General features: G+C 60.6%; 11 protein-coding genes. 9 read left to right on the plus strand and 2 right to left on the minus strand.

Going from position 1 to position 11523, the window contains the following annotated elements; all coding sequences use genetic code 11:
• Positions 1 to 200 precede the first annotated feature (200 nt).
• Positions 201 to 1139 (minus strand): MurR/RpiR family transcriptional regulator, encoded by a 939-nt coding sequence (locus tag GJU48_RS10485; RefSeq protein ID WP_155295981.1) that lies wholly within the window; start codon positions 1137 to 1139, stop codon positions 201 to 203.
• Between the two features lie 83 nt (positions 1140 to 1222).
• Positions 1223 to 1426 carry a hypothetical protein gene (locus tag GJU48_RS10490; protein ID WP_141240592.1) on the minus strand — a complete coding sequence of 68 codons (204 nt, stop codon included), beginning with the start codon at positions 1424 to 1426 and terminating at the stop codon, positions 1223 to 1225.
• Between GJU48_RS10490 and GJU48_RS10495 the strand changes: the two genes are divergently transcribed.
• The 9 genes from GJU48_RS10495 (at position 1425) to GJU48_RS10530 (ending at position 11493) form a co-directional block, all read left to right on the plus strand.
• A complete protein-coding gene (locus GJU48_RS10495; protein ID WP_094952507.1) occupies positions 1425 to 3362 on the plus strand; it encodes a bifunctional 5-dehydro-2-deoxygluconokinase/5-dehydro-2-deoxyphosphogluconate aldolase in 1938 nt (645 codons plus the stop codon). The two genes, GJU48_RS10490 and GJU48_RS10495, sit on opposite strands and share 2 nt — an antisense overlap.
• A gap of 106 nt (positions 3363 to 3468) precedes the next feature.
• Positions 3469 to 4356: a myo-inosose-2 dehydratase gene (gene iolE, locus GJU48_RS10500; protein WP_094952508.1), complete on the plus strand. Its 888-nt coding sequence runs from the start codon at positions 3469 to 3471 to the stop codon at positions 4354 to 4356.
• Positions 4357 to 4359: 3 nt separating this feature from the next.
• On the plus strand, positions 4360 to 5148 hold the full coding sequence (gene iolB / locus GJU48_RS10505) for a 5-deoxy-glucuronate isomerase (protein ID WP_094952509.1): 789 nt from the start codon (positions 4360 to 4362) through the stop codon (positions 5146 to 5148).
• A 22-nt stretch (positions 5149 to 5170) separates the two neighbouring features.
• Positions 5171 to 5998, plus strand: coding sequence for a TIM barrel protein (locus GJU48_RS10510; RefSeq protein WP_155295982.1), 828 nt, complete (start codon positions 5171 to 5173; stop codon positions 5996 to 5998).
• A 43-nt stretch (positions 5999 to 6041) separates the two neighbouring features.
• Complete coding sequence (gene iolD, locus GJU48_RS10515) at positions 6042 to 7973, plus strand: 3D-(3,5/4)-trihydroxycyclohexane-1,2-dione acylhydrolase (decyclizing) (RefSeq protein WP_094952522.1); 1932 nt, start codon at positions 6042 to 6044, stop codon at positions 7971 to 7973.
• Between the two features lie 19 nt (positions 7974 to 7992).
• Complete coding sequence (locus GJU48_RS10520) at positions 7993 to 9018, plus strand: Gfo/Idh/MocA family protein (RefSeq protein ID WP_094952511.1); 1026 nt, start codon at positions 7993 to 7995, stop codon at positions 9016 to 9018.
• A 154-nt stretch (positions 9019 to 9172) separates the two neighbouring features.
• Entirely contained in the window at positions 9173 to 10201 is a 1029-nt protein-coding gene (locus tag GJU48_RS10525; RefSeq protein WP_094952512.1) for a Gfo/Idh/MocA family protein, read from the plus strand.
• A gap of 128 nt (positions 10202 to 10329) precedes the next feature.
• Complete coding sequence (locus tag GJU48_RS25155) at positions 10330 to 10509, plus strand: hypothetical protein (RefSeq protein WP_094952513.1); 180 nt, start codon at positions 10330 to 10332, stop codon at positions 10507 to 10509.
• Positions 10510 to 10557: 48 nt separating this feature from the next.
• The gene (locus tag GJU48_RS10530) at positions 10558 to 11493 is read left to right on the plus strand and encodes a sugar ABC transporter substrate-binding protein (protein ID WP_094952514.1); all 936 of its coding nucleotides are present in this window, start codon (positions 10558 to 10560) and stop codon (positions 11491 to 11493) included.
• Positions 11494 to 11523 lie beyond the last annotated feature (30 nt).

Here is an 11523-nt window from a genome sequence, read left to right on the forward strand (position 1 = left end):
CCCGCGGAGTAATGCCGGAGAGAGGGCACACCGAGCCGGAGGCGAGGTGTCGAGTGGTGCGCTTTTGGTTACTTTGGGCTCTTTCAAAAGTGACCCGCCGTAAGGGCGGAACCCATAGCAGCCGTTACCCAAATAACGGATATGTACCCAGCGCCCCCGCGACAACCAAAGAATCAACCCATAAAAAGATGTGTAGATACCTATGCCCATCGCGGCAAGCCGCTCCCACATGTBGTTTCGCGGTGCACCTGCTCATGAATCTCATCGACCTTCAACTCCAACCGATACGCCACCGCAATAAACAGTGCCTGGCACAGGCACAGCGTGGCGCTCAACGAGCGAAACGCAAACGACGACCCCTCATTCACTAACAGCACCGCGTTCGCCCGCTTGGCCAGGGGCGACAGGTTGCTGTCGGTAATGATCAAGGTCTTGGCCTGATGATGCTGGGCAATCCGCAAGCAGTGCTGAGTCTCTTTGCCATACGGCGTAAAGCTGATCGCAATCACCAGGTCATTGGCGCGCACGCTGCGCATCTGCTCGCGATAACTGCCGCCCAAACCGGAAATCAGATGGATGCGCTTGTTGGTGTGCTGCAGGTTGTAGACCAGGTAATCGGCCACCGCGAAGGAGCGGCGCACACCGACCACGTAGATATTGTCGGCGTTAACCACCAGGTCCACGGCTTTCTCGAAGGCCACATCATCCAGCTCCAGCCCCAGGCGTTCGATGCCGGAGAGGGTCGCGTTCACGCACTCACGCGCCAGGTCACCGCCGCTGGCCTTCTGCGACTTGTTGGCGATCATGCTGCGGATACGCTGCTGGTAGTTCTGCACCGGCGTGGTCTTGTGGGTGTAGGCCTCGCGAAACAGCGCCTGCATTTCACTGAACCCACTGAAACCGAAGCGCTGGGAAAACCGCACGATGGCCGAGGGGTGCACTTCGCATTCGCGGGCGATGTCGCTGATGCGGTCGACCATGATCCGGTCGCTCTGCTGGCTCATGTAGCTGGCGATGCGCTTGAGCTGGCGCGGCAGGCTCTCGTATTCGTCGGTGATCAGCTGCAACAGGCGCTCGGCATTGATCGGAGGGCTGGCGATAGTGTCTTCCAGGGTGGTCTCGGGATCGGTGCGGGACATGGGTAATCCTTCTGGCGTGTTCTTCTGAGGCGCTGATGGGTGGGCGCAAGTCTACAGGGTAGGCGCAAAAAAATACCCCGGCATCACGGCGGCCGTGGCCTGCTGAAACGATGCAGGACGGCTGGCATGCCATTATGCTGGCTTATTGGAAAAAATATTCCACTAAAAATAATTATGGAATAAATATTGATTGCGGCCGCCGGACGTTCTAGTCTGCTTGCACCAAGAGCGTGTGCCGTCACCACGGCGGCACCACGCAGGCTGATAAAAATAACAGGAGCCAGCATGGGCCAGACTCGTTTTGCCAGTGGGCGTCAATTGGATCTGATTTGCCTCGGGCGCCTGGGCGTCGACCTCTATGCACAGCAAGTCGGTGCGCGGCTTGAGGACGTGTCCAGCTTTGCCAAGTACCTCGGCGGGTCCTCCGCCAATATCGCCTTCGGCACCGCGCGGCTGGGGCTCAAGTCAGCAATGCTGAGCCGGGTAGGGGACGACCATATGGGCCGTTTCCTGGTGGAGTCCTTGGCCCGCGAAGGCTGTGATGTCAGAGGCATCAAGGTCGACCCGGAACGCCTCACCGCCCTGGTGCTGTTGGGCCTCAAGGACCGCGAAACCTTTCCACTGGTGTTCTACCGCGAAAACTGTGCCGACATGGCCTTGCGCGCCGAAGACATCAGCGAAGCCTTTATTGCCTCCAGCAAAGCCTTGCTGATCACCGGCACGCATTTCTCCACCGACAGCGTGTACGAGGCCAGCATTCAGGCCCTGGATTACGCGGCCAAGCACAACGTCCAGCGCGTACTGGATATCGACTACCGCCCGGTGCTGTGGGGCCTGGCGGGCAAGGCGGATGGCGAAACACGGTTTGTTGCCGACCAGAACGTCAGCCAGCACGTGCAGAAAATCCTGCCTCGTTTTGATTTGATCGTCGGCACCGAAGAAGAGTTTTTGATCGCCGGCGGCAGTGAAGATTTGCTCACCGCGCTGCGCACCGTACGGGACCTGACCCCGGCAACCCTGGTGGTCAAGCTCGGCCCGCAGGGCTGCACGGTGATCCACGGCGCAATTGCGGCGCGGCTGGAAGACGGCGCAATCTACCCCGGCGTGCGCGTTGAAGTCCTCAACGTGCTGGGGGCCGGCGATGCGTTCATGTCGGGCTTCCTCAGCGGCTGGCTCAAGGATGCCAGCGACGAACGTTGCAGCCAGTTGGCCAATGCCTGCGGCGGCCTGGTGGTGTCCCGCCACGCCTGCGCACCGGCCATGCCTACGCCTGCCGAACTGGATTACCTGTTCAACAGCCCGGTGCCTATCACCCGGCCCGATCAAGACGTAACCCTGCAACGCCTGCACCGCGTCACGGTGCCGCGCAAAGCCTGGAAGCAGCTGTTCGTGTTTGCCTTCGATCATCGCTGGCAACTGGTGGACCTGGCGCAAAAAGGCGGCCAGGACACGGCACGTATCAGCGACATCAAGCAGCTGTTTATCCAAGCCATCGAACGCGTCGAGGGCAAACTGCGCGAGCAAGGTGTCGACGCCGATGTGGGCCTGTTGGCCGATCAGCGCTTCGGCCAGGACGCGCTCAACGCCGCCAGCGGTCGCGGCTGGTGGATTGCCCGCCCGGTAGAAGTGCAGAACTCGCGCCCGCTGGCGTTCGAGCACGGCCGTTCGGTGGGCAGCAACCTGATCGCCTGGCCCCAAGAACAGATCATCAAGTGCCTGGTGCAATACCACCCCGATGACGAGCCGATGCTGCGCCTGGAACAGGAAGCGCAACTCAAAGCGGTGTACGAGGCCTCGCTGGTCAGCGGCCATGAGCTGCTGCTGGAAGTCATCCCGCCCAAGGATCACCCGTCGACCTATCCTGATGTGCTCTATCGCAGCCTCAAGCGCCTGTACAACCTGGGCATCTACCCGGCGTGGTGGAAGATCGAGGCGCAGTCGGCCGAGGATTGGAAAAAGCTCGATGAGCTGATCCAGGAACGTGACCCGTACTGCCGTGGCGTAGTGCTGCTGGGCCTGAACGCCTCGGCCGAGTTTCTCGCCGACGGCTTCCAGCAAGCCAGCCAAAGCACCACCTGCCGGGGGTTCGCCGTGGGCCGCACGATTTTCCAGGAACCCAGCCGCGCGTGGATGGCGGGGGAAATTGATGATGAAACCCTGATCCAGCAGGTGCAGGGTACATTCGAACAGCTCATCAACGCCTGGCGCAGCGCCCGAACCTAAACACAGTCTTCAACTTGAAATGCAATCCAATGTGGGAGCTGCTTTTTGGCGCCCCACATAAAGCCAGACCTCAGTGATAGCTGAAAAACAACAAAAAGGTGCAGCCATGCCCGCAATCCGAATTGGCATCAACCCGATCTCCTGGAGCAACGACGACCTGCCGGCCCTGGGCGGTGAAACGCCCTTGAGCACCGCCCTGGGCGAAGGCAAGGAGATCGGCTACGAAGGTTTTGAACTCAACGGCAAATTCCCCAAGGACGCCAAAGGCGTCGGCGATGTGCTGCGCCCCTATGACCTGGCGCTGGTCTCCGGCTGGTACTCCAGCCGCCTGGCGCGGCGCTCGGTGGCGGAAGAAATCGAGGCCATCGCCGGCCACGTCGAGCTGCTGAAACTCAACGGCGCCAAGGTGCTGGTCTACGGCGAAGTCGCCGATTCGATCCAGGGCGCCAAGGTGCGCCTGATCGAACGTCCGCGTTTCCATAGCGAACACGCCTGGCAGGACTACGCCGACAAACTCACTGAGCTGGCGCGCTTCACCTTGTCCCAAGGCGTGCGCCTGGCCTACCACCACCACATGGGCGCTTACGTCGAATCCCCCGAAGACATTGACCAGCTTATGAAACGAACGGGCCCGGAAGTCGGCCTGCTGTTCGATTCGGGCCACTGCTACATGGGCGGCGGCGAACCCATCGAGGTGCTGCGCAAACACATCGAGCGCATCTGCCACGTGCATTTCAAGGACGTGCGCAAACCGGTGGTGCAACTGGCGCGCAACCAGATGTGGAGCTTTCCCGACTGCATCGTCAACGGCACCTTCACCGTGCCCGGCGATGGCGATATCGACTTTGGCGAACTGCTCGATGTGCTGCTGGCGGCCCACTACGAGGGCTGGCTGGTGGTGGAAGCCGAGCAGGACCCGGCCGTGGCGCCCAGCTATATCTATGCGAAAAAGGGCTATGACACCTTGCGCGCGCTGCTCAACGAGAGGACTTAAGTGATGAGCCTGTTGGTCAAAAGCAGCAAACGCGGGCAAACCATGGTCGCCCTGGAAGAAGGGCGCCTGGAGTACGTAGGCTTTGCCGCCTACCGCCTGAGCCTCGGTGAAACCCTGCCGGTCACGGCCGGTGATCAGGAGTTGTGCCTGGTTCTGCTCAGCGGCCGGGTGAATATCGAAGGCGAGGGTTTCAACTGGCAGAACCTCGGTGATCGCCAGTCGGTATTCGAAGACAAATCACCCTTCGCCGCCTACCTGCCGCCAGGCACCGATGCGCAGATCACGGCCTTGAGCGATGTGCAAATCGCTGTCTGCGCCGCGCCGGGAGCGGCCGGTTTTGCACCGCGCCTGATCCGCCCCGAGCAATGCAAGCGCAGTGTGCGCGGCAAAGGCGCCAACACCCGTTATGTGTGCGACATCCTGCCGGACAGCGAGCCGGCCCATTCGCTGCTGGTGGTGGAAGTGCGCACGCCGTCGGGGCACTCCTCGAGCTACCCGCCGCACAAGCACGACACCGACGACCTGCCGCACCAGAGTTTTCTTGAAGAAACCTACTACCACCAGATCAACCCGCCCCAGGGCTTCGTGTTCCAGCGGGTGTACACCGACGATCGCAGCATCGACCAGGCCATGGCCGTGGAAAACAGCGACTTGGTGGTGGTGCCCAAGGGTTATCACCCGGTCAGCGTGCCGTACGGCTACGAGTCTTATTACCTGAACGTGATGGCCGGTCCCAAGCGTGCCTGGCATTTCCATAACGACCCACAGCACAGCTGGCTGCTGAACCTGTAACCGGTTTGAACGGAGAACAATAATGAAGTCGCCGTTACGTTTTGCCCTTAACCGCATGGTCGCGCCCAACCTTTCCCTGCCGGATTTCATTCAGTTGGCGGCGGCCCTGAAGTGCGATGCCATCGAGATTCGCAACGACCTCAAAGGCAACGAAATCGAATACGGCACCCCGGCCAGCCGCGTGCGCGAGTTGTGCGAGGTGCAGGGCATCACGGTGCTGTCGATCAACGCGCTGTACCCGTTTGACGTGTGGAATGACGAGCGCCGCGCCCAGGCGATCAAACTCGCGACTTATGCCCGTGAATGCGGGGCCCAAGGCTTGGTGATGTGCCCGTTCAATGAGCGCGGCGATACGCGCAACGAAGCCCAGCGCGCGGACGGTTTGCGCACCGCGCTGAGTGAGTTGGCGCCGATCCTGCGCGAATACGGGCTTCTGGGCTTTATCGAGCCGCTGGGTTTCGAAGGCTCTGCGCTGCGCCGCAAGCGTGTGGCGGTGGACGCGATCCAGTCCATCGGCGGCCTGGATGTGTTCCGCCTGGTGCACGACACCTTTCACCATCACCTGGCCGGCGAGCAGGCGTTCTTCCCGCAGCTGACCGGCCTGGTGCATATCTCCGGCGTCGAAGATGCTGTAGCACCGCTCAACTCCATTCGCGACGGCCACCGCGTGCTGGTGGGCGAGGGCGATATCCTCGGCAATGCCGCGCAGATCGACACCTTGCTCAGCACTGGGTACGGCGGCTACCTGTCGTTCGAACCGTTTGCCGAGAGCGTGCATGGCCTAGCCGACATCCAGCAAGCCATTGGGGCAAGCATCGCCCATTTACAAAAAAACCGGACCTGCCCATAATCTCTGTTGATCAATGGATCTGCATTTACTCAAGGTGCAAGTGATGACCACAACAAGATTGACCATGGCCCAGGCCCTGGTGAAGTTTCTGGATAACCAATACATCGAAGTCGATGGCGTGCAGAGCAAGTTTGTCGCCGGGGTTTTTACCATTTTCGGCCACGGCAACGTGCTCGGCCTGGGCCAGGCGCTGGAGCAGGACAGCGGCGACCTGGTGGTGCATCAAGGTCGCAATGAGCAGGGCATGGCCCACGCTGCCATCGGCTTTGCCAAGCAGCACCTGCGCCGCAAGATCTATGCGTGCACCGCCTCCGTAGGCCCGGGCGCGGCGAATATGCTCACCGCCGCTGCAACCGCCACCGCCAACCGTATTCCGTTATTGCTGTTGCCCGGCGATGTCTACGCCAGCCGCCAGCCTGACCCGGTGCTGCAGCAGATTGAGCAGTTTCATGACCTGAGCATCAGCACCAACGATGCCTTCCGTTCCGTGAGCAAATACTGGGACCGCATCAACCGCCCCGAGCAACTGATGACGGCGGCGATCCACGCCATGCGCGTGCTCACCGACCCGGCGGAAACCGGCGCCGTCACCTTGGCCTTGCCGCAGGATGTGCAAGCCGAAGCCTGGGACTATCCCGACTACTTCCTGCAAAAACGTGTGCACCGTATCGAGCGGCGTCCGGCGACCAAAGCGATGATCGCTGACGCGGTGGCCGCCTTTCGGGGCAAGCGCAAGCCGCTGATCATCTGTGGCGGCGGGGTCAAGTACTCCGGCGCGAATGCCGCGCTGCAGGCGTTTGCCGAACGCTTTGATATTCCCTTCGCTGAGACCCAGGCGGGCAAGAGCGCGGTGCTGTCCAGCCATCCGCTGAACGTCGGCGGCATCGGTGAAACCGGCTGCCTGGCGGCCAACCTGCTGGCGCCCGAAGCGGACCTGATCATCGGTATCGGCACGCGTTACACCGACTTCACCACCTCATCGAAGTCGCTGTTCAAGCACCCCGAGGTGAAGTTCCTCAACCTGAATATTAGCCCTTGCGACGCCTTGAAACTCGACGGTGTACAAGTGCTGGCGGACGCACACGTCGCCCTTGAGGCGCTGGCGGATGCCTTGGGCGACTACCGCGCCGGCTGGGGCGAGCAGATCCGCGACGCCAAGGCGCAGTTGGATGCGGAAGTGGACCGCGTGCATCAGGTTCAATACCAGGGCGACGACTTTGTGCCCGAGGTCGATGACCACCTGGACCGCGCGGTGCTGCGCGAATTTATCGAACTGACCGGCTCGTGCCTGACCCAGAGCCGCGTACTTGGCGTGCTCAATGCCAGCCTGGCCGATGACGCGATCATCGTCGCCGCCGCTGGCAGCCTGCCCGGTGACTTGCAGCGCAGCTGGCGCAGTAAGGGCGTCAACACCTACCACGTCGAGTACGGCTATTCGTGCATGGGCTACGAGATCAATGCCGCCCTCGGCGTGAAGCTGGCCGAACCGTCTAAAGAGGTTTACGCCTTGGTCGGCGATGGCTCCTACATGATGCTGCACTCGGAGCTGGCCACCTCGATCCAAGAGCGGCGCAAGATCAACGTGGTGCTGCTCGACAACATGGCCTTCGGTTGCATCAACAACCTGCAGATCGGCAATGGCATGGGCAGTTTCGGCACCGAATTCCGCTTCCGCGACCCCGAGAGCGGCAAGCTTGACGGCGGCCTGGTACCGGTGGATTTCGCCATGAGCGCGGCGGCCTATGGTTGCAAGACTTACAAAGTCAGCACCGTGGAGCAACTCGACGCGGCCCTGGCCGATGCGCGCACGCAAACGGTGTCGACGCTGATTGATATCAAGGTACTGCCCAAGACCATGATTCACGGCTACCTGTCGTGGTGGCGGGTGGGTGTGGCCCAGGTGTCCACCAGTGAACGCACGAATGCTGCGGCGAAAAAACTCAATGAACAGCTGGCGAAAGCCCGGCAGTACTAATAACAAGAGGAGTGTTTGCATGTCTTTGCTTACTAATTCGTTGCGGATCGGTGTCATCGGTACCGGTGCGATTGGCCGTGACCATATTCGTCGTTGCAGCCAGACCCTGCTCAACAGCCAAGTGGTGGCGGTAACCGACATCAACCTTGAGCAAGCCGCCAAGGTGGTGGCGGATTTGAACCTTACCGCCGAGGTGTACGCGGACGGCCATGCGTTGATCAACTCGCCGCAAGTCGAGGCCATTTTGGTGACCTCTTGGGGCCCGAGCCACGAGGAATTCGTGCTTGCCGCCATCGCTGCGGGTAAGCCGGTGTTCTGCGAAAAACCCTTGGCCGTGACCGCGCAAGGCTGCCGCAAGATCGTCGACGCCGAAATTGCCTTCGGCAAGCGCCTGGTGCAAGTGGGCTTCATGCGCCCGTATGACGAAGGCTATCGCGCCCTCAAGGCCGTGATCGACAGCGGCCAGATCGGCGAGCCGCTGATGCTGCACTGCGCGCACCGCAACCCTACGGTGGGCGAGAACTACAAGACCGACATGGCGATCACCGACACCTTGATCCACGAGCTGGATGTGTTGCGCTGGTTGCTCGACGACGACTACGTGTCGGTGCAGGTGGTGTTTCCGCGCAAGTCGAGCAAGGCCCTGGCCCACCTACGTGACCCGCAGATCGTGCTGCTGGAAACCGCCAAGGGCACGCGCATCGATGTGGAGGTGTTTGTTAACTGTCAGTACGGCTACGACATCCAGTGCGAAGTGGTGGGGGAGACCGGCATCGCCAAACTGCCGGAGCCTTCGCAGGTGCAGCTGCGCAGCGGGGCCAAGCTGTCGAATGCGATTCTGATGGATTGGAAGGACCGCTTTATCGGCGCCTATGACGTCGAGTTGCAGGCCTTCATCGATAGCGTGCGCGCCGGGCAAGTGGGTGGGCCGTCGGCGTGGGATGGTTTCGCCGCAGCGGTCGCGGCGGATGCGTGTATTGAAGCGCAGAGCAGTGAGCAGATCGTCAAGGTGAGCTTGCCGGATCGCCCACGCTTCTACGGCTAATCATATTTAGACAGGTGGAATGCAGTCAGTGTGGGAGCTGGCTTGCCTGCGATAGCAGTCTTTCAGTGACGGGTTCATTGACTGACACACTGCTATCGCAGGCAAGCCAGCTCCCACATTTGATTGGGTTTTCAGTTCTAGAAGGAGTGTATGTATGCGAATTGGACTAGTCGGCTACGGCCATGGCGGCCGCTTCTTTCACGCACCATTGATTGCAACGTTGCCCGGCGCGACCTTTGTCGGCGTGGTGACGCGTTCACCGGAACGCCGTCAGCTACTGGCGACTGACCACCCGGGCCTCAAGGCGTTCGACTCCATCGGCCAGATCGTCGAAGCCGGCGTGGATGCCTTGGTGATTTCCACCACGCTCAAGGGCCGCCCGGCACTGGTACTGGAAGCTATCGAACACGGGGTTGCCGTGGTCAGCGACAAACCGTTCGCCAGCAACGCCGAACAGGCCCAGGCGTTGATCACTGCTGCCGAACGCCAAGGCGTGAAGCTCTGCGTCTACCAGAACCGTCGCTGGGACTCGGATTTCCTGACCTTGCGCAAACTGATCGACGCCGGTGCCCTGGGCCAGATCACCCGCTTTGAATCGCGGGTTGAGCGCTTCAGCCCGCAAGCCGTGGGCAATGCCAGCGGCGGCGGCTGGCTGCGTGACCTTGGCAGCCACTTGGTGGACCAGGCGATGCAGTTGTTCGGCCCGGTGGACCGGGTGCTCGCGCAATTACAGTTCAGCCCGGAACACCCCAGCCTCGACCACGGTTTTTTTGTCTCGTTGACCCACGCCAACGGCGTGATTTCCCACCTATGGGGCAGTGCGCTGCAAAACAGCCAGGCCCCGCGTTTTCGCGTCAGTGGCACCCTCGGTTGTTACACCGTGGAAGGGCTGGATGGCCAGGAGGACGCGCTGATGGCCGGCAAGTCGCCGAAAACCGAAGGCGAGCATTGGGGCGCGGAAGAGCATCGGCGCTGGGGCTGGTTTGAACAAGGCGCGGAGCGCGAACGGGTGCCCTCGGAAAAAGGCTGCTGGACGCAGTTCTATCAGCAGTTGCAACGCGCTGTGCAAGGGCAGGGACCGCTGCCGGTGAACGCCTATGACGCACTGGAAACCACCCGTATATTGGACGCCGCACGCCTTAGTAACGAGCGGCAACAGGTGGTTTCGACAAAAATAGAATAAAATTCTAAAGCAGGTTGATATGGAAATTATTTTCTAATAAAGTCTTTTCCAGGTTGCAAAAAGTACGCCTCGGGCTTGATCCAGGCGACTCAACAAAAACAAGATCAAAAACAACCAGGTACCGTCAGATGAAAATCTTCAACGCTGTACTGCGAGTTTTACGCCCCTCCAAAGCGCCACGCGGTCTGCCCCGCGCCCGGCCGTTTTATTTTTCCTTCCTTAATGTGCTCTGCGTCGAAAACAAAGGCGCCCTGGTGTGCTGCATTCCGGGGGCACCGATCGTGCGACTGCCGACCTGCGCGCTCTGAAAAACGCAACGTCCAAAAAACCAACAAGAAATTGGAGACAGACCGTTCATGAAGACCCCGATTCGTTTCACCGCGCTGGCCCTGTCCATGCTGCTTGCCAGCGGCTTTGCCTCGGCTGCCGACATCAAAGTGGGTGTGACCATGTCCGCCTTCGATGACACCTTTCTGACCTACCTGCGCGAAGACATGGACAAGCAAGCCAAGTCCTATCCCAAGGGCGACGGCGTGCAACTGCAGTTTGAAGACGCCCGCGCCGACGTGGTCAAGCAACTGAGCCAGGTCGAGAACTTTATCAGCCAGAAAGTCGACGCAATTATCGTCAACCCGGTGGATACCGCTTCGACCAAGAACATCATCAGTGCGGCGACCAAGGCCGGCATTCCGCTGGTGTTCGTCAACCGCCGCCCCGACCAGAAAGACCTGCCTAAAGATGTGGTGGCGGTGACGTCCGATGACGTCGAGGCCGGTCGCCTGCAAATGCAATACATCGCTGACAAACTCGGTGGCAAAGGCAAGATCGTGATCCTGCTGGGTGACCTGGCGAATAACTCCACCACCAACCGCACCAAGGGCGTGAAAGAAGTCCTGGCCAAATACCCGGGCATCACCATCGAACAGGAACAGACCGGTACCTGGCTGCGTGACCGCGGCATGACCCTGGTCAACGACTGGATGACCCAAGGCCGTGAGTTCAATGCAGTGCTGGCCAACAACGATGAGATGGCCATCGGTGCGTCCATGGCCTTGAAGTCGGCGGGCACCAAGCCTGGCACTGTGCTGATCGCTGGGGTCGACGGTACGCCGGACGGCTTGAACGCGATATCCAAGGGCGACATGGCCGCGTCGGCGTTCCAGGATGCGAAAGGGCAGGCAGTCGGTTCGGTGGAAGCCGCGCGCAAGATGGCCAAGCACGAGCCGGTCGAGCAGAACGTGATTATTCCGTTCAAGCTGATCACCCCGGACAATGTTAAAGACTTCAAGTAGCCCTTTATAACAACAATAAGCGAGCAGGGC

It is taken from the genome of Pseudomonas sp. IB20, assembly GCF_009707325.1.
Lineage (GTDB): Bacteria > Pseudomonadota > Gammaproteobacteria > Pseudomonadales > Pseudomonadaceae > Aquipseudomonas.

What these genes read in the sequence shown, in the direction of transcription:
- GJU48_RS10510 (WP_155295982.1), top strand. Translation starts at nt 5,171, where the DNA reads ATGAAGTCGCCGTTACGTTTTGCCCTTAACCGCATGGTCGCGCCCAAC.
- GJU48_RS10525 (WP_094952512.1), top strand. Translation starts at nt 9,173, where the DNA reads ATGCGAATTGGACTAGTCGGCTACGGCCATGGCGGCCGCTTCTTTCAC.
- iolD (WP_094952522.1), top strand. Translation starts at nt 6,042, where the DNA reads ATGACCACAACAAGATTGACCATGGCCCAGGCCCTGGTGAAGTTTCTG.
- iolE (WP_094952508.1), top strand. Translation starts at nt 3,469, where the DNA reads ATGCCCGCAATCCGAATTGGCATCAACCCGATCTCCTGGAGCAACGAC.
- GJU48_RS10495 (WP_094952507.1), top strand. Translation starts at nt 1,425, where the DNA reads ATGGGCCAGACTCGTTTTGCCAGTGGGCGTCAATTGGATCTGATTTGC.
- iolB (WP_094952509.1), top strand. Translation starts at nt 4,360, where the DNA reads ATGAGCCTGTTGGTCAAAAGCAGCAAACGCGGGCAAACCATGGTCGCC.
- GJU48_RS10530 (WP_094952514.1), top strand. Translation starts at nt 10,558, where the DNA reads ATGAAGACCCCGATTCGTTTCACCGCGCTGGCCCTGTCCATGCTGCTT.
- GJU48_RS10520 (WP_094952511.1), top strand. Translation starts at nt 7,993, where the DNA reads ATGTCTTTGCTTACTAATTCGTTGCGGATCGGTGTCATCGGTACCGGT.
- GJU48_RS10490 (WP_141240592.1), bottom strand. Translation starts at nt 1,426, where the DNA reads ATGCTGGCTCCTGTTATTTTTATCAGCCTGCGTGGTGCCGCCGTGGTG.
- GJU48_RS25155 (WP_094952513.1), top strand. Translation starts at nt 10,330, where the DNA reads ATGAAAATCTTCAACGCTGTACTGCGAGTTTTACGCCCCTCCAAAGCG.